The organism is Halomonas sp. NO4 (assembly GCF_010994375.1).
GTDB lineage: Bacteria > Pseudomonadota > Gammaproteobacteria > Pseudomonadales > Halomonadaceae > Halomonas.
On sequence record NZ_WHMA01000008.1, the window covers coordinates 149,472 to 165,509 of the forward strand.

Consider the following 16,038-nt stretch of genomic DNA (forward strand, 5'->3'; position numbering starts at 1 on the left):
CCGGCGCATAACCACAATCCCCAACAACGACGTGCGAGGACTCTGACATGACCACCCCAACCCCCCATAGCACCGCCGCCGAGCCGGTCGCCCCCGGCACGGCCACCACCACCAAGGCCCCCGGCGACGAAAGCCTGGCGCCCCAGCAGACCCGCATCATGGGCCGCCCCTCCTATTTCCTGGCCTGGTTCGGCGGCTGCGTCTCCATCGGCACCTTCGCCATGGGCTCCAGCGTGGTGGGCACGCTGAACCTGATCCAGGCCACCTTGGCCATCGCCATCGGCTGTTTCGTCATCGGCATCGCGCTGGCCATCAACGGCGCCCCCGGCTACAAGTACGGCATCCCCTTCATGGTCCAGGCCCGCAGCGCCTTCGGCTTCGCCGGGACCCGCATCCCGGGGCTCGTGCGCGCCGTACCGGCCATCGTCTGGTACGGCTTCCAGAGCTGGATCGGCGCCGGGGCCCTCAACATGGTGTCGGCCACGCTGTTCGGCTTCGACAACCTGGTGTTCTACTTCATCACCTTCCAGCTGCTGCAGATCGCCCTGTCGGTGATGGGCTTCCAGGGCATCAAGTGGCTCGAGAACATCGGCAGCGCCTTCATCCTCGCCTCGCTGGTCTACATGTTCTATGCCACGGTGCAGCGCTACGGCGATGAGCTCTCGGCCAGCCTGCTGACCATGGAAGGCTCCTGGGGCATGCCGTTCTGGGGCGCCACCATGCTCTTCCTGGGCATCTACAGCACCATGATGCTCAACGTCAGCGACTATTCGCGCGAACACAAGCACGGCACCGGCCCGGGCCTGCTCACCACCATCTACGCCATGTCGATCCTGCCCTGCACGCTGTTCATGGGCATGATCGGCTACATGGTCTCCGAAGCCACCGGCACCGCCGACCCCATCCAGGTGTTCGCCAACGCCGTGGACAACACGCCGCTGCTGATGACCACCCTGCTGTTCATCGCCTTCGCCCAGGTCACCACCAACGTGCTCAACAACGTGGTGCCGCCGACCTACGTGCTGATGGACGTGTTCAAGATGAAGTACCCGGTCGCCACCGTGATCGTCGGTCTGCTCGCCTTCGCCACCTTCCCCTGGAAGCTGGTGCAGCCGGAATCCGCCGCCGGCCTGCAGCTCTTCGTGCAGACCTACTCCGCCTTCCTGGGTCCGATCTTCGCCGTGCTGGTGGTCGACTACTACGTGATCCGTCGCCGTACCCTGGACCTCGCCAAGCTCTACGATGCCACCGGCCCTTACCAGGGCGTCAACCTGGCCGCCGTGATCGCCACCGGTGTGGGCATCGTCGCCGCCCTCGCCTTCTCAGCCGTCTCCTGGTACGCGAGCCTGATTCCCGCCGGCCTCACCTACTATCTGCTGATGCAGCACTGGGCGCCCTGCCAGCGCTTTCGTCAGTGATTCCATTCCCAGGAGCACACGCCCGGCCCTGCCGGGCGTGTCGCCACACTCCCATCACCACGTCGCCTCCACCGTCTCAGGGCTGCAACGAGTTCACCACCCGTTGAGCACAATGGGCATGCAGCCCCAGCAAGAGGAAGGCGGTCGGCAGGTAGACATAGAGCCAGGCGGCATAGCCCTGCAGGTAGAGAATGATGGCGGGGAAGACCACCACCAGCAGGTAGAACACGCCCCAGAAGCCCCGGGCCACCGGGGCATGGTAGCGCCGGAACCACGCCGGCCATCCCCCGGCGAGATGGAACAGCTCGACGCACGGATCGCCGTCGCGGTTGAGGACGCGCTCCAGTTCGCGCATGCGGGCCAGATGGAAGAAGAAAATCGACTGCTTGAAGAGGTCGTAAAACATCACCAGCACGATCACCAGCAGCAGCACCAGGAAACCCACCGGCGTCACCGGCTGCTCAAGCCGGGTATCGAACTCGAAGAGCCGGGCCAGCGGGTCCCAGGCCAGCAGGGCGCCGATGGAGCCGAACAGCCGGATGTCGCCCAGGGAGCGATGGATGTAGTCGTTGCACACCTCGCTGAGCCTGACGTATTCGGCATAGACCCGCTCCGAGGGTACCTCGCCCGGAGTGTCGTTCGACGGCAGGGACACGGCGACCTCCCCCACGGCTCGACCCATGCCCCCAGTATGGCGGGCCTGGCGCGGGTTGCCAGGCGGCGGCGCGGTGAGCAGGCAGTCAGTGCCCGAAGATGCGGTGCAGGTCGGGCACCTCGTCCACCTCCTCGACGATGGAGAGCGAGGCCTCGATGGCCTTGAGGTGGCGGCTCATGAAGGCCGCGGCGCGCTCGCCATTGCCGGCCTCCAGATAGCCGATCAGGTCGTCGTGGTCGTGGGACTCGCAGCCCAGGTGACCGGGGCTGCCGTAGACCGCCAGGATCAGCGAGGAGCGCGAGCAGAGACGCCCCACGAACTCGGCCAGGGTGGCATTGCCCGAGAGCCGGGCGAGACGCTCGTGGAAGGCCGCGGAGAGCTTGATGGCGGTGCTCTGCTCGCCGGTGCGCAGCGCCTCGCGCTCGCGCTTGGCCATGTCGCGCAACTCGCTCACATCGGCGTCGCTGATGCGTCGGGCAACGGCCGGCATCAGACCGCACTCCACCATCTGCCGCGCGTCGAAGACATCCTTGGCCTCGTCGGCGGTAGGCCGGGTGACGCTGGCGCCGCGCCGCGGGGTAAGCGTTACCAGCTGCTCCAGCGCCAGGCGCTGCAGGATCTTGCGGATGCCGGTGCGGCTGATACCGAACACCTCGGCCAGCGCATCCTCGCGCAGTCGCGCACCCGGCTTGAGGCGGTGCTCGATGATGGCATCGCTGATCGAGCGGTAGATGGCCTCGTGGCGCTCGGCCCCGTCACCGTTCTTGCCCAGACGCCGGGGACGCCCCTTCCTGGACTCGCCGTGATCCGCCAGCTGGTTCATGTTCCGACTCCTTGCTGCCCTGGGTTGCGATTCATTGTATACGCAAGCGGGAGGCGCAATCGAACCGAGCCGGCGGTCACGGTGCGCCTCATTCGGACCAGGCGGCGATTGCTGCACGCTCCTCGTCGGTCATGTCGGTCATGTTGCTCAGCGGCATGTAGCCACTGGCTACTACTTCCTGAATCTTGGCGTGCTGTTGCGCGATCTGTTCGCGGCTGTCGTAGGCAACGCCGGCCGGCGGCGCGCTGAAGCCGGGCTGGGAGGGCTCGCTGGAGTGGCAGGCCACGCAGCGGTTCTCGATGATCGACTGCACCTCCGCCAGGGTCACCTCCGCGGAAGCCTGAGCCGTGTCGGAGCCTGAGGGCGCCGGCGCGGCGACCCAGAACGCCACCGCGAGCAGCGCCGTGCCGGCCACCGGGTAGGCAGGCTGGATCTTGCCCGCGTGCATCAGCACGAAGAACTGGCGGATCAGCGCGCCGCCGAAGATGAACAGCGACATGATCACCCAGGCGTACTCGTGCGAGTAGGCGAAGGAGTAGTGGTTGCTGACCATCAGCAGCACCACCGGCAGTGTGAAGTAGGTGTTGTGCACCGAGCGCTGCTTGCCACGCTTGCCGTCCAGCGGGTTGGGCGTCTCGCCCGCCTTCATGGCCTTCACCATGCGGCGCTGGCCGGGAATGATCCAGAAGAAGACATTGGCCGACATCGCCGTGGCCATGACCGCGCCGGTGAGCAGGAAGGCCGCGCGACCGGTGAACAGCTGGGTGCTGAGATAGGCGACCACCACCATCATCACCGCCACGGCGAGACTCAGCAGGCCGTCGCGCTCCATGTTGGGGCTGATGCGCTTGCACAGTTCGTTGTAGACGACCCAGCCGCCGAGCAGGAAGAGCAGCGCCAGAACGTTGGCCTGCCAGCCGCTCAGGTTGGCCACCCAGGCCCAATCACTGTTGGCGTTGACCAGATAGAAGCCGGGGCTGGTCATGTAGAGCATCACGAAGAGCGCGAAACCCGACAGCCAGGTGGTGTAGGACTTCCAGAATGACCAGTGCAGGTCCTCGGGAAGCTTGGCCGGTGCCGTGGCGTATTTCTGGTTGTGGTAGAAACCGCCGCCGTGCACCGCCCACATCTCGCCGAACACGCCCTTCTCGCGGTCCTCGGCAGCCTTGGGCGTACGCAGGCTGTTGTCCAGCATCACGAAGTAGATCGACTCGCCGATCCAGGCGATGGCCGCGATGACGTGCAGCCAGCGCAGCATGAAGTTGGCGAAATCCAGCAGGTAGGCTTGCATGGGGATAGTCTCGGCTTGGTTGTTGTTGGCACTCAGGCGATCAGGGCGTCACTGGCCACGGACAAGGCGATGCCTCAGCTGCCGCGGTAGGTGGAATAGCCATACGGCGACAACAGCAGCGGCACGTGGTAGTGCTGGCTGGCGTCGGCCACACCGAAGCGCAGCGGGATGACGTCCAGGAAGCGCGGCTCGGCGGCGGCGACGCCCTGGGCCCGCAGGTAGTCACCGGCATGAAACACCAGTTCGTACTCGCCGGCGGTGAAGGCCTCGCCATCCAGGATGGGCCCGTCGCAGCGGCCGTCGTCATTGGTCACGACCTCGGTGAGCCGGGTGCGCTCGCCGTCCGTCAGCCGATAGACCTCGATGCGGATCCCCTTGCCGGGGCTGCCCGCTGCCGTGTCCAGAACATGCGTCGTCAGATAACCCATGGCTCTCCCCCTTGTACGTTGCACGATGGCGATGCCTGCGGCAGGCAGGCATCATGACGTTAGCATCGAAGACAGTTTTAGCGCGTATTGTGATACATTTCAAAGAATTTCTGTATACAATTTAAGAGCACCCCATCACAACGGAGCCCACGATGACCCAGCCCACCCTCATGCCGCGCCCGAGCCAACTCGATCGTGACGCCTTCGTCACCCACTATGGCGACATCTACGAGCACTCCCCCTGGGTCGCCGCCGACACTTGGGACCGCGGCCTGACGGCCGCCGAAGACACCCCCGACGGCCTGGCCGAGGCCATGGGCAAGACGCTACGTGCGGCGGCTCCCGAGCGTCAGCTCGAGGTGATTCGCGCCCACCCCGACCTGGCCGGCAAGGCGGCCATCGCCGGCGAACTCACCGACGACTCGACCCGCGAGCAGGCCGGGGCCGGTCTCGACCAGTGCACCCCGGAGGAGATGGCCCGCTTCGAGCGCCTCAACGCCGCCTACAAGCAGAAGTTCGGCTTCCCCTTCGTAATGGCCGTCAAGGGCAGCGACCGCCACGCCATTCTCGCCGCCTTCGCCACGCGCCTGGAGAACTCACCGGAAGAGGAGCGCCGCACCGCCGTCGAGCAGATCAACCGCATCGCCCGCTTTCGTCTGGAAGCACGAGCGCAAGGATGAGGGGCCGCGACGCTGGCGCCACCAGCGTCGTCTTGTGGTGCCACCCCGTGGCGATCCCGCTTTGCACGGACTCAGAAAGCTGACCAAACAGTCAGCATATACCCACCAACGCATTGTTTTAAAAGCCGGAAAATAATTTCCACACAAAAACAAGGCAACATTGTCTTTAAAAACCACAATGATTGTGTACATTCCATACAGTGGCGTGATGCACTTTCAGTCGCATCACGGAACACAACAACAAGCTCGAGAGCCCGACATGACTGACGCTGAACAGCCTTCCGCCCAACACAAACCCTCTCGCACCATCAACCAGAACCCCGATGCCATGCCACCGCTGGCCAAGGCCATTCCACTCGGCCTGCAGCACATCATGGCCATGTTCGCGGGTAACGTGACCCCGCCGATCATCATTGCCGGGGTGATCGGCGCCACCGCCGGAGAACAGATCTTTCTGATCCAGGTGGCGCTGTTCGTCGCCGGGATCTCGACGCTGATCCAGACCATCGGCATCGGCCCGGTGGGCGCGCGCCTGCCCATCGTGCAGGGCACCAGCTTCGGCTTCCTGCCGGTGGCCCTGCCGCTGGCCAAGGCCTTTGGCTTGCCGGCGGTGCTCGGGGCCTCCTTCGTCGCCGGTCTGATGCAGGTCGTGCTGGGGGCCTTCCTCAAGAAGATACGCCACTGGTTCTCCCCCGTGGTGACCGGCATCGTGGTGCTGCTGATCGGCATCACCCTCATGCCGGTGGGGCTGAACTACGCGGCCGGGGGCGTGGGCTCCGAGGATTTCGCCTCGCCCACCAACCTGGCCCTGGCCTTCTTCGTGCTGGTGGTGACCATCGCCGTGCACCAGCTGGGCCGCGGCTTCATCAAGGCCTCGTCGATTCTCTTCGGCCTGGTCGCGGGCTACCTGGTGGCCATCGCGCTGGGCATGGTCGACTTCACCAACCTCACCAATGCCGGCTGGTTCGCCGTGCCCAAGCCGCTGGAGTACGGCATGGAGTTCTCGCTGACCGCGATCACCGGCATGGTGCTGATCATGTTCGTGGTGGGCCTGGAAACCATCGGCAACATCTCGGCGATCACCACCGGCGGCGCGGGACGGGCGGCCAAGGATCGCGAACTCTCCGGCGGCGTGATGGCAGACGGCGTGGCCACCTCCTTCGCCGCGGTGTTCAACACCCTGCCCAACACTGCCTACGCCCAGAACGTCGGCCTGATCACCCTCACCGGCGTGGTCAGCCGCCACGTGGTGACCATCGGCGGCCTGCTGCTGATTGCCATGGGCCTGTTCCCCAAGCTGGGCGGCCTGGTGGCGGCCATGCCCCACGCCGTGCTGGGCGGTGCCGGTATCGTGATGTTCGGCATGATCGCCTCGGCCGGGCTCAAGATCATCCAGGAGTGCGAACTGGACCAGCGCGCCATGCTGATCATTGCCGTCGCCCTGAGCCTGGGCATCGGCCTGCCGGCGGTCGAGGCGATCTCCGAGACCATGCCCGGCCAGGCCGGGCTGCTGCTCAAGTCCGGCCTGGTGCCGGCGGCGACCGCCGCCCTGCTGCTCGATGCCCTGCTGCCCGGCAAGCCGAGCCGCCAGCAGCCCGACCCCGAAGAACCGGTCATCGCCAAGAGCGAGAGCGTCAAGACCAACCTGTGAGCGCGCCACGGCCTGACCGATCTTCGGTCAGGCCCCACAACGACAAACGCCGCCGGTCACCCCGGCGGCGTTTGTCATGGTGCCTGCATCACGGCTTGCTCAGAAGTGCCACTCCAGGTTGAACGTCAGGGCATCGGTGTCGACGCCCGCCTTGTCGTGGTTACCGAACTTGTTGCGCCAGTACTCGTAGCCCACGCCGGTCCACAGGGTGTTCTCTCCGCCCCAGGCCAACTGGCCCACATCGACCATCAGCGAGGTGCGCATCAGCTGTTCGGGCTTGGTGGCCACGCCGAAATAGTCGTCACCCTTCTCGCCGTTGTAGTTGTAGAAGCCCTGGAACTTCAGCGGCACCGCCCCGGCCTCGAAGGGCAACCCCCAGGCCAGGTTGACCTGGTAGTAGGGGTCGAAGGTGATGGCATTGCGGTTGCCCGGCAGGCCGCAGGCATCGAGGCCGCAGTGGTTCCACTCGCGGCTGTAGAACAGGCTGAGGTCGACAAAGCCGCGGGGCACGTCGAACTTGACGGTGGGGCCCACCACCAGCTGGCGCTTGCGCGGCGCGAAGGCGGTGTTCTTGGTGTTGAGGTCGAAACCCGCCGTCAGAGCCATGTCTTTCACCGGGCCGAAGGCCACGGGGTCATCGAACACCTTTCCCGCCTGCAACTGATGCCGATAGACGAGATACGCCTCGGTGGCCCCGCTGCTGCTGCCGTTGGCCGGGTCGGCGCTGTCGGACTGCAGCACATCCAGGTTGAGAAAGTTCTGCCCCAGCGAATAGCCGCTGACGTACGTGAACTGCAGGACGTGCTTGGTCACATCCTGCGGGTTGTTCGGCTCGGCGAACTGGGTGCCATATCGATAGCCGATGAAGGTATCGCTCCAGGTGGCAGCCTGGGTGCTACCGGCCGCCAGAGCCGCCGTCAGAACGGTGACGACATGGTGGCGAGTGGGTATGCCACGCCTCATGGATACATCTCCTGTTGTTGCTGTTGTCTCGAGATCGGCGCCGGGGCGCCCGAGGAAAAGGGCCGAGGGCATCACGCTATCCCGGGCCCGCCGCCACCCAAGGTATACAATTATTGTATAGATAGAAATATTTTCCATGACTACAATCATGCGCCGACGTGCCGCCCTTCCCCGGGCCTTGTCCATCGACGGCCCTCAGCCGCTACACTGACTAACGAGAGGCATTCACCGGAGGTCCGCCATGTTCCATGACCGTCTCGACGCGGCCGACCGTCTGGCCGAGCGTCTCGCCCACCTGAAGGGAAACAACCCGCTGATCCTCGCCATTCCCCGGGGTGGCGTGCCCATGGGGCATCGTCTGGCCACGGCGCTGGAGGGCGAGCTGGACGTGGTGCTGGTACACAAGATCGGCGCCCCGGGCCATTCGGAATTCGCCATCGGCGCCGTCAGCGAGACGGGCGACGCGCAGCTCGACCCGGCTGCCGAGCGCTGCCCTGCCGAGGCGGTGGACCGGGAGATCGACCGTCAGCGCCAGGTGCTCAGCGAACGGCGGGAACGCTACACGCCGGTGCGCCCACCGATCCCGCCCGACGACCGGGTGGTGGTGGTGGTCGACGACGGCAGTGCTACCGGCGCCACCATGGAAGCCGCCCTGAAGACGTTACAGGGGCGTCCCAAACGGCTCATCGCCGCACTGGGCGTGGCCTCGCCGGATGCCGCCGCGCGGCTCGAGGCGCTGGCCGACGAGGTGGTGTGCCTGAAGGTGCCCGCCGACTTCATGGCCGTGGGCCAGTTCTTCGCCGACTTCGGTCAGGTGGAGGACGAGGAGGTGATCGAACTGCTCGGGGAGCGAGCGACCTGAGCCGCCCATACCAAGGCGCCTGCGCCGTGCCTCGCCACAAGGCGAGACACAAAAAAACCGCCGCCCCCCAAGGGGACGACGGCAGACCGGTGCGTTCGGCACGCCAACTGGCGTGCCGGGCAGCGCGACTTAGCGGGCGGCGCTGGCGGCCTTGACGTTCTCTTCGGTCAGCTTCTGCCCTTTCTGCAGAAACTCCTGGCTCAGGGTAACCACCTTCTCGGCGTCCCCCTTGACCCGGTTGCCGAGGTCCTGGGCGACCTTCTGCTGGGATTCCACGATCTGTTTGAATCCCTCGACGTCTTTCACGTCGAGCCAGGCACGGGCCTGGGCCAGGCTCAGGTCAGTGTAGGCACGTGCGGCCTCGAACTGGGCCGCCGCCAGTTTCTCGGTAAACTCCAGGCTCAGCGCCGCATAGGCGCGGGCCGGGCCGGCGAACAGAGTGTCGAACTGCTGGGTCGTGGACGAATTGGTCTTGCTCATGAAGCACCTCCTCTGATTTCGGTGACCAAGGCAGGCTCCATCTATTCAGAACCACCTTGTTGCGATGCAGCATAGCAAGAATTTTTGTGCAGTGCAACATGCCTGCGGGCTGCTTCATTCGCCACTCCGCAAGGCGCCCCGGCGCGGGCTTCCTGCCCGGCCGGGGCGCACCGGAGGTCAGCGTCACGACTGCCTCGGTAGGCTTACATGGCCTCCTGGCGTGCCTGGTCGAGCCACTCGTCGACCTGGTCGCGGTTCTCCTCGATCCACTCCTCGGCGTGGCGCTGGATGTCGGACTCGCTGTCCTCGCCGTCAAACATCTTGGCGTTCTGGGCAAAGATGTCCTCCAGCGGGATGCTCATCACCTCGAACAGCTTGGCCGCCGCGGGATTATTGTCGGCGAACTCGCTGTTGACCACCGGGCGGATGTCGTTGGCCGGCCAGCCCAGGTTGCAGGGATCCTCGACACAGCCCTCGACGCCTTCCACCACGGTGGCATCCTCGAACTGCTGCTGATCCTCCGGCAGGCTGGCTTCCTCGACGGTGATCCAGACCACGTCCTCGCCCGGCTCCAGCAGACCCACCGTCCAGTTGGGCGTCCAGGTGTAGAAGAAGATTGGCTCGCCCTGCTGGTAGCGGCCCATGGCTTCGGCCATGGAAGCGGAGTAGCTCGCCTTGATCGGCTCGATGTGGTCGGTGAGGTCGTAGGCTTCCAGGTGGTGGGAGATCACCAGTTCGCAGCCCCAGCCCGGCGGGCAGGCGACCAGTTCGGCCAGGCCGTTGTCGTCGGAATCGAACAGGGCCTTGATGTCGGGATCCTTGAAATCCTCGAGACTGGTGATGTTGTGCTCGTCAGCGGTCGCCTTGTCGACCAGGTAGCCCTGCAGGGCCCCGCCTTCGGCGACATAGCCGATCAACTCGGCGCCCTGTTCGAAAGTACTGCGGTAGGTGTTGTGCAGCGGAAACCAGCCGTTCACCCAGAAATCCACGTCTCCCTGGGCCACGGACTGGTAGAACGGCGGGTTGTCCAGGGTCGTGGGACGATCCACGTCATAGCCCAGTTCCGCCAGTACCTGACTGTAGACCGCGGTGGGGAACCACCCCGTGTCCCAGGTGGCGCGGGCCGGGCTCACCGACACGCCCTCGCCGGGAGTGTGCTCGTCGGCCTGCCCGGCGGGTGCCAGCAGCAGCGCTGCGGCTGCCCCGGCCAGCAGGGTTGTATGCCATGGGGTATGCAGCATGTTCATGGGTATCCTCCTGCATTGCAGGATCGCAGCAGGGCGTGCCGCGATCCGGTTTATCGTTGGTCCTCGTATGCTCTGCTCCCTTGAAAAAGCCCCTTGAACAAACGGCTCAATGACTGCTTCACGCCCGGCCGCTTTGCCTGGCGACCCTCGCCGAGCGCCTGGGTGATACGATCGAGCATGATCGCCAGCAGTACGATGCCGATCCCGCCAAGGGTGGCGCGGCCGATATCCAGGCGTCCCAGACCGGTGAACACCGTCAACCCTAGCCCGCCGGCACCGATCAGCGCAGCGATCACCACCATCGACAGCGACAGCATCAAGGTCTGGTTGAGGCCGGTCATGATGGTGCGCAGCGCCAGCGGGATCTGGATCTCGAAGAGCAGTTGGCGGCGCGTCGAGCCGAAGGCGAGGCCGGCTTCCACCAGCTCCGCCTGGACCTGGCGGATGCCCAGGTTGGTGAGACGGATCACCGGCGGCAGCGCGAAGATGATGGTGGCGATCACCCCCGGCACGATGCCCACGCCGAACAGCATGACGATGGGCACCAGGTACACGAAGGGCGGAATGGTCTGCATGATGTCCAGCACCGGGCGGATGAGGCTGGCAAAGAGGTCGCTGCGGGCGGCGAGGATGCCCAGCGGTACCCCTACCAGCACGCAGAAGGTGACCGCGGTCAGAATCATGGCGAGCGTCACCATGGTCTCCTGCCAGATGCCCAGCAGGTCGATGAACAGCAGCGAGAGCAGCGTGAAGAGCGCCACGCCGCCGCCGGCCACGCGCCAGGCGAGCAGTGGTAGCACCACCACGAATACCGGATAGGGCAGCCACAGCAGAAACGCCTCCAGCCCGCCCAGCACCTGATCGATCGGCCACTGGATGGCCTGGAATACGGGCCGGAAATTGGGCACCAGCCAGTCCTTGACGAAGTACTCGATCCAGTCGTCGAGGGGCAGCGTGTAGAAGTCGGAAATCTGGTCAGCCATGGTCGGGCCTCCTCATCTCCAACGAGCCAGCCGTCACGCCGGGTCGTCCCGCCGTGTTTCCCGCCGACGAGGCGCCGTCGGCATCGTCACCCCCGCCGTTGCCGCCGAGGAGCTGGAAGACCTCGAGCGGCTCGACGATGCCGGTCAGCCGGCCCTCGTCGTCGAGCAGGGCGACCGGCAGGCCCGCGGCACAGGCCGAATAGAGCTCGACCAGCTCCTGCTCGGCGTCGGCGGTGGGGAACTCGCGAACCAGAGCCTCGTCCAGCGAGGAGAGGCCGTTTGCCTCCAGCGCCTCCCGGCGCACCACTCCCTGGGGACGGTCGTAGTCGTCGACGACGTAGAGTGCCGATCGCTCGAGGCGCGTCAGCTGCACGCGGGCGGCCGCGACCGAGGCGTCGGCGGACAGCGCCTCGGCGTCACGACGCAATGTCCGGGCGCGGAACACCCGGGCGCGGTCCACGTCTCGGGTGAAGGCGGCCACGTAGTCGTCGGCCGGCTGTGCCACGATCTCCTGCGGCGAGCCCAGCTGCACGAAGCGGCCATCCTTCATGATGGCGATGCGATCGCCGAGGCGCAGCGCCTCGTGGAGGTCGTGGGTGATGAAGACGATGGTCATGCGCAGCTCCTGCTGAAGCTCCAGCAGCTCGTCCTGCATGTCGCGGCGGATCAGCGGGTCGAGCGCACTGAAGGGCTCGTCCATCAGCATCAGGTCGGGGTCCACGGCCAGACCACGGGCCAGACCGACCCGCTGCTGCATGCCGCCGCTGAGGTTGTCCGGCGGCACGTCAGCGTAGGCCTCCAGCCCCACCTGCTCCAGCGATCGCAGCGCCTTGTCGCGGCGCTCCTGGGCCGGCAGGCCACGGATCTTGAGGCCGTACTCGACGTTCTCGCCAACGGTCTTGTGGGGAAAGAGGGCGAAGTGCTGGAACACCATAGACAGCTTTTCGCGACGCAGCCGCCGCAGCGCCTCGGCGTCGAGGCCGACGATCTCCTCCCCGTCAATCCGGATGCTGCCCCGCGTGGGCTCGATCAAGCGGTTGAGGCAGCGGATCAGCGTCGACTTACCGGAGCCGGAAAGCCCCATGACGACGAATATCTCGCCCTCCTGCACGCCAAAGGAGACATCGGCCACCGCCGCCACCGAACCGGTGTCGGCATAGATCTGCTTCTTGCTATGGCCGGCCTCGACGCGGCGGATGGTGTCGTCCGGATCGTCGCCGAACACCTTGTAGAGGCGCTCGACGCGAAGCTTCTCGTCATTCCCTGCGTGTTTGCTGCTCATAGCATGCCTGTCGGAATACTGCGAGGGGCAGCAGCCTGACGAGGCTCGAGCAATTTCGGCTGGCGGCGCCACCACGGGGGCAGCGCTCGCGAGAGGAACAGGCGACCCGAGCCAGTGCGTCAGGCTCGCCTTGGCCGTTTCCGGCCCTATCAACAACCTAGGTGGCGGGGGATGGCCCGTCAAGCGGGGGGCCGGGCCGGGGGACGCCCCCGGCGGTGCCCGCCGTATCAGCGGTAGGCGCCCTCGATGTCGGTGACGCGCAGGGCGCTGCGCCCCAGGCCGTCGTGACAGTCCAGCATGCGCTCCAGCCAAGCGTAGACCGGATCGGCGTTGGAGACGAGATCAGCGCTGGAAACGCAGCGCGCCCACATGAAATTGCCGAACAGCAGGTAGTCCGCCGCCGCGGGCGCGGCACCGTCGATGAAGTCGGCCTCCTTGAGGCAGCCGCGCAGCGGCTCCAGGGCGGCATCCAGCTGCGCCAACCCCTTGGCCGGCGAATGGAACTCCTCGAGGGTGCGGCCGAAGCGCTTCTCGCGGCTCTCGCGGAAGTAGTCGCGATCCTTGGGATGAATGGCGTTGAGCAGGTCCATGATGATGGTGCGCAGCATCGCCGGGGCCAGGGCCCGCTCGGCGTAGGCCTTGAAGAAGCGTGCCCGCGCCTCGGCCAGGCCGTCGCCCAGCAGCGGTGCCTCGGGGTAGGTGCGATCTAGGTAGCGCAGGATCTCGTAGCTCTCGACCACCACCGCGTCGCCGTCGACGAGCACCGGCACCTTGTCGTGATTGGCAAAGGCCAGCGCCGCCTTGTCGGTGAAGTGCCAGGGGCGGGTTTCCACCGCCAGCCCCTTGTGGGCCAGCGCGTAGCGCACACGCCAGCAGTAGGGCGAGAACCGCAGCCCCTCGTCGATCCCGCAGAGTTCGTAGAGTACCCGTGCCATGCTCGTCTCCTGGCGTGGTGGTGGTCGTCCCGGGCGGAGCGCCCCTTCGGTCCTGTCGGGATAGTGCCAGCCTTTGTGGGCCCTGCCAAACCGGTGCTTCCACGCCCTGACCGACGCCCGTTTTGTCCATTAGTCTAACCTGGCGACGATGACAGGCAGCCAGCCGCCCTCCGATATATCTGACATCATGCTGTTTTTATGGATAGTTTTTGAACCATCCATGCAACATCGCATTGAAATTATTGGTCATACCAATTTCCCATCAGTAGCCTTTCCCGTCGACTCGACGTATCTTTCGCTGGCCAGCGACGGTCGCCCATCGGCCTTCGTTCCAACCAACAATCCACTGCGAGGTCACGCTGCCCATGACGGACACGACTCTTGCGCTGCTCGCCTTCACGCCGCTGCTGCTGGCGGGCATCCTGCTCATCGGCTTTCGCCTGCCCGCGCGGACGGCCATGCCCGTGGTCTACGCGGTCACGGCGCTGATCGCCCTCTTCGCCTGGGAAATGAGTGTCAGCCGGGTGCTGGCTTCCACCTTCCAGGGTCTGATCCTCACGGTCGCCATCCTCTGGATCATCTTCGGCGCCATCCTGCTGCTCAACACCCTGAAGCACTCCGGCGGCATCAAGGCGATCCGCAACGGCTTCTCCGGCATCAGCCCCGACCGTCGCGTCCAGGCGATCATCGTCGCCTGGCTGTTCGGCTGCTTCATCGAGGGGGCCTCGGGCTTCGGCACCCCGGCCGCCGTGGCCGCGCCGCTAATGGTGGCACTCGGCTTCCCGGCGCTGGCCGCCGTGGTGGTGGGCATGATGATCCAGTCCACCCCGGTCTCCTTCGGCGCGGTAGGCACGCCCATCGTGGTCGGCGTGACCGGCGGCGTCGACCGCAGCGGCATCAGCGCCGCACTGGAGGCCGGCGGCTCCAGCTGGCTCGAATACTTCCGCCTGATCTCCGCCGAGGTGGCCATCGTCCACGCCCTGGTCGGCGTGCTGATGCCGCTGATCATGGTGATCATCATGGTCAAGTTCTTCGGGGCCAATCGCTCCTGGAAGGAAGGGCTCTCCATCATCCCCTTCGCGCTCTTTGCCGGCGTCGCCTTCGTGGTGCCCTACGCCCTGGCCGGGGTGCTGCTGGGGCCGGAGTTCCCGTCGATGATCGGCGCCATGGTGGGCCTGGCCATCGTCGTGCCGGCCGCGCGTCGCGGCTTCCTGCTGCCCAAGGATACCTGGGACTTCCCCGAGTCCAGCCAGTGGCCGGACAACTGGATCGGCAAGCTGGAGATCAAGCTCGATGACGTCGTCGGCAAGGCACCGATCTCCACCTTCATGGGCTGGGTGCCCTACGTGCTGCTGGCCGTCCTGCTGGTTGCCTCGCGCACCGTGGAGCCGCTCAAGAACGCCCTGACCTCCTTCAGCTTCGGCTGGAGTAACATCCTCGGCGAGGCGGGCATCTCCGGCAGCATCGAACCGCTCTACCTGCCCGGCGGCATCCTGGTGATGGTGGTGCTGATCACCGCGGTGATCCATCGCATGCGCTCCGGCGAGCTCAAGGCAGCCTTCGGCGAGTCTTCCAAGACGCTGCTGGGTGCCGGCTTCGTGCTGATCTTCACCATCCCCATGGTGCGCATCCTGATCAACTCCGGTGTCAACGCCGCCGACCTGGTCTCCATGCCGGTGGCCATGGCGCGCTTCGTCGCCGATAGCGTGGGCGACATCTACCCGCTGTTCGCCCCCGCCGTGGGCGGGCTGGGTGCCTTCATCGCCGGCTCCAACACGGTGTCGAACCTGATGCTCTCGGACTTTCAGTTCAACGTGGCGCAGCAGCTCGGTGTCTCCACCGCCATGATGGTGGCGCTGCAGGCCGTGGGTGCCGCGGCAGGCAACATGATCGCCATCCACAACGTGGTGGCGGCCTCGGCCACCGTAGGCCTGCTGGGCCGCGAGGGCGACACCATCCGCAAGACCATCCTGCCGACGCTCTACTACCTGCTCTTTGCGGGAGTGATCGGCCTGGTGGCCTTCTATGTACTGGGCGTCTCCGACCCACTGTTCAGCCTCGGCTGACCCTCGGGAACAGTGCCGTTCAGGCACTACGCGCCATGCCTGGCGCATAACCCCAGCGCCCCGGGCCACTGGCCTGGGGCGCTCTTCATTTCATCGTGGGTGTTCATGTTCAGGCCGCGACTGATACCACCACTCATAACGGATAGCTGTAGAAAGCGAACCCTGTTAGATCGTCGCCACGGCTTTTGCTCGAGTTCCAGCAGCACCTCTAAGTGGTCGCCGACCAGGCCGGAGATCCTGAAGCGTGCGACCTGGAAGAGCCCGATCTTCTCTA

Annotated in this window: 16 protein-coding genes; 5 read left to right on the forward strand and 11 right to left on the reverse strand. The window is 65.7% G+C overall.

Annotated elements, in window-relative coordinates; all coding sequences use genetic code 11:
- Window positions 1-47 precede the first annotated feature (47 nt).
- Window positions 48-1,418 (forward strand): NCS1 family transporter, encoded by a 1,371-nt coding sequence (locus FEF15_RS08720; protein ID WP_163558766.1) that lies wholly within the window; start codon window positions 48-50, stop codon window positions 1,416-1,418.
- Between the two features lie 76 nt (window positions 1,419-1,494).
- Here the strand turns inward: FEF15_RS08720 and FEF15_RS08725 are convergent, their stop codons facing one another.
- From FEF15_RS08725 to uraH, 4 genes are all read right to left on the reverse strand, one after another.
- Window positions 1,495-2,073 (reverse strand): hypothetical protein, encoded by a 579-nt coding sequence (locus FEF15_RS08725; RefSeq protein ID WP_163558767.1) that lies wholly within the window; start codon window positions 2,071-2,073, stop codon window positions 1,495-1,497.
- An 85-nt stretch (window positions 2,074-2,158) separates the two neighbouring features.
- Window positions 2,159-2,896, reverse strand: coding sequence for a GntR family transcriptional regulator (locus FEF15_RS08730; protein ID WP_163558768.1), 738 nt, complete (start codon window positions 2,894-2,896; stop codon window positions 2,159-2,161).
- Window positions 2,897-2,984: 88 nt separating this feature from the next.
- A complete protein-coding gene (locus tag FEF15_RS08735; RefSeq protein ID WP_163558769.1) occupies window positions 2,985-4,187 on the reverse strand; it encodes a urate hydroxylase PuuD in 1,203 nt (400 codons plus the stop codon).
- Window positions 4,188-4,261: 74 nt separating this feature from the next.
- Window positions 4,262-4,615: a hydroxyisourate hydrolase gene (gene uraH / locus FEF15_RS08740; protein ID WP_163558770.1), complete on the reverse strand. Its 354-nt coding sequence runs from the start codon at window positions 4,613-4,615 to the stop codon at window positions 4,262-4,264.
- A gap of 152 nt (window positions 4,616-4,767) precedes the next feature.
- Between uraH and uraD the strand changes: the two genes are divergently transcribed.
- Together uraD and FEF15_RS08750 are read left to right on the forward strand one after the other, a co-directional pair.
- Window positions 4,768-5,295 carry a 2-oxo-4-hydroxy-4-carboxy-5-ureidoimidazoline decarboxylase gene (gene uraD, locus FEF15_RS08745; RefSeq protein WP_163558771.1) on the forward strand — a complete coding sequence of 176 codons (528 nt, stop codon included), beginning with the start codon at window positions 4,768-4,770 and terminating at the stop codon, window positions 5,293-5,295.
- A gap of 259 nt (window positions 5,296-5,554) precedes the next feature.
- The gene (locus FEF15_RS08750; protein WP_163558772.1) at window positions 5,555-6,946 is read left to right on the forward strand and encodes a nucleobase:cation symporter-2 family protein; all 1,392 of its coding nucleotides are present in this window, start codon (window positions 5,555-5,557) and stop codon (window positions 6,944-6,946) included.
- A 99-nt stretch (window positions 6,947-7,045) separates the two neighbouring features.
- Here the strand turns inward: FEF15_RS08750 and FEF15_RS08755 are convergent, their stop codons facing one another.
- The gene (locus FEF15_RS08755) at window positions 7,046-7,909 is read right to left on the reverse strand and encodes a hypothetical protein (RefSeq protein WP_163558773.1); all 864 of its coding nucleotides are present in this window, start codon (window positions 7,907-7,909) and stop codon (window positions 7,046-7,048) included.
- Window positions 7,910-8,150: 241 nt separating this feature from the next.
- On the opposite strand from FEF15_RS08755, the gene FEF15_RS08760 reads away from it, so the two are divergent.
- On the forward strand, window positions 8,151-8,771 hold the full coding sequence (locus FEF15_RS08760) for a phosphoribosyltransferase family protein (RefSeq protein ID WP_163558774.1): 621 nt from the start codon (window positions 8,151-8,153) through the stop codon (window positions 8,769-8,771).
- Between the two features lie 129 nt (window positions 8,772-8,900).
- Here FEF15_RS08760 and FEF15_RS08765 read toward each other — a convergent pair whose 3' ends face one another.
- The 5 genes from FEF15_RS08765 to FEF15_RS08785 all read right to left on the reverse strand — a co-directional run bounded on the left by FEF15_RS08765 (window position 8,901) and on the right by FEF15_RS08785 (window position 13,698).
- Window positions 8,901-9,251 carry a phasin family protein gene (locus tag FEF15_RS08765; protein WP_163558775.1) on the reverse strand — a complete coding sequence of 117 codons (351 nt, stop codon included), beginning with the start codon at window positions 9,249-9,251 and terminating at the stop codon, window positions 8,901-8,903.
- A 203-nt stretch (window positions 9,252-9,454) separates the two neighbouring features.
- Window positions 9,455-10,498: a glycine betaine/L-proline ABC transporter substrate-binding protein ProX gene (proX, locus tag FEF15_RS08770; RefSeq protein WP_205598501.1), complete on the reverse strand. Its 1,044-nt coding sequence runs from the start codon at window positions 10,496-10,498 to the stop codon at window positions 9,455-9,457.
- 50 nt (window positions 10,499-10,548) lie between these two features.
- Window positions 10,549-11,481 carry a proline/glycine betaine ABC transporter permease gene (locus FEF15_RS08775; protein WP_163558776.1) on the reverse strand — a complete coding sequence of 311 codons (933 nt, stop codon included), beginning with the start codon at window positions 11,479-11,481 and terminating at the stop codon, window positions 10,549-10,551.
- Entirely contained in the window at window positions 11,474-12,763 is a 1,290-nt protein-coding gene (locus FEF15_RS08780; protein ID WP_163558777.1) for a glycine betaine/L-proline ABC transporter ATP-binding protein, read from the reverse strand. The genes FEF15_RS08775 and FEF15_RS08780 overlap by 8 nt, the downstream gene beginning before the upstream one ends.
- Window positions 12,764-12,990: 227 nt before the next feature.
- Window positions 12,991-13,698 carry a glutathione S-transferase N-terminal domain-containing protein gene (locus FEF15_RS08785; protein ID WP_163558778.1) on the reverse strand — a complete coding sequence of 236 codons (708 nt, stop codon included), beginning with the start codon at window positions 13,696-13,698 and terminating at the stop codon, window positions 12,991-12,993.
- Between the two features lie 365 nt (window positions 13,699-14,063).
- Between FEF15_RS08785 and FEF15_RS08790 the strand changes: the two genes are divergently transcribed.
- Window positions 14,064-15,764 carry an L-lactate permease gene (locus FEF15_RS08790; RefSeq protein WP_163558779.1) on the forward strand — a complete coding sequence of 567 codons (1,701 nt, stop codon included), beginning with the start codon at window positions 14,064-14,066 and terminating at the stop codon, window positions 15,762-15,764.
- Between the two features lie 26 nt (window positions 15,765-15,790).
- Here the strand turns inward: FEF15_RS08790 and FEF15_RS19240 are convergent.
- Window positions 15,791-16,038, reverse strand: a 248-nt coding sequence (locus tag FEF15_RS19240; protein ID WP_205598502.1) for a hypothetical protein, incomplete at its 5' end; no start/stop codon positions are given.

Excerpts from the sequence above, each read along its gene's own strand:
- FEF15_RS08720 (WP_163558766.1), top strand. The coding sequence starts at position 48 with ATGACCACCCCAACCCCCCATAGCACCGCCGCCGAGCCGGTCGCCCCC.
- FEF15_RS08730 (WP_163558768.1), bottom strand. The coding sequence starts at position 2,896 with ATGAACCAGCTGGCGGATCACGGCGAGTCCAGGAAGGGGCGTCCCCGG.
- FEF15_RS08735 (WP_163558769.1), bottom strand. The coding sequence starts at position 4,187 with ATGCAAGCCTACCTGCTGGATTTCGCCAACTTCATGCTGCGCTGGCTG.
- uraH (WP_163558770.1), bottom strand. The coding sequence starts at position 4,615 with ATGGGTTATCTGACGACGCATGTTCTGGACACGGCAGCGGGCAGCCCC.
- uraD (WP_163558771.1), top strand. The coding sequence starts at position 4,768 with ATGACCCAGCCCACCCTCATGCCGCGCCCGAGCCAACTCGATCGTGAC.
- FEF15_RS08750 (WP_163558772.1), top strand. The coding sequence starts at position 5,555 with ATGACTGACGCTGAACAGCCTTCCGCCCAACACAAACCCTCTCGCACC.
- FEF15_RS08755 (WP_163558773.1), bottom strand. The coding sequence starts at position 7,909 with ATGAGGCGTGGCATACCCACTCGCCACCATGTCGTCACCGTTCTGACG.
- FEF15_RS08760 (WP_163558774.1), top strand. The coding sequence starts at position 8,151 with ATGTTCCATGACCGTCTCGACGCGGCCGACCGTCTGGCCGAGCGTCTC.
- FEF15_RS08765 (WP_163558775.1), bottom strand. The coding sequence starts at position 9,251 with ATGAGCAAGACCAATTCGTCCACGACCCAGCAGTTCGACACTCTGTTC.
- proX (WP_205598501.1), bottom strand. The coding sequence starts at position 10,498 with ATGAACATGCTGCATACCCCATGGCATACAACCCTGCTGGCCGGGGCA.
- FEF15_RS08775 (WP_163558776.1), bottom strand. The coding sequence starts at position 11,481 with ATGGCTGACCAGATTTCCGACTTCTACACGCTGCCCCTCGACGACTGG.
- FEF15_RS08780 (WP_163558777.1), bottom strand. The coding sequence starts at position 12,763 with ATGAGCAGCAAACACGCAGGGAATGACGAGAAGCTTCGCGTCGAGCGC.
- FEF15_RS08785 (WP_163558778.1), bottom strand. The coding sequence starts at position 13,698 with ATGGCACGGGTACTCTACGAACTCTGCGGGATCGACGAGGGGCTGCGG.
- FEF15_RS08790 (WP_163558779.1), top strand. The coding sequence starts at position 14,064 with ATGACGGACACGACTCTTGCGCTGCTCGCCTTCACGCCGCTGCTGCTG.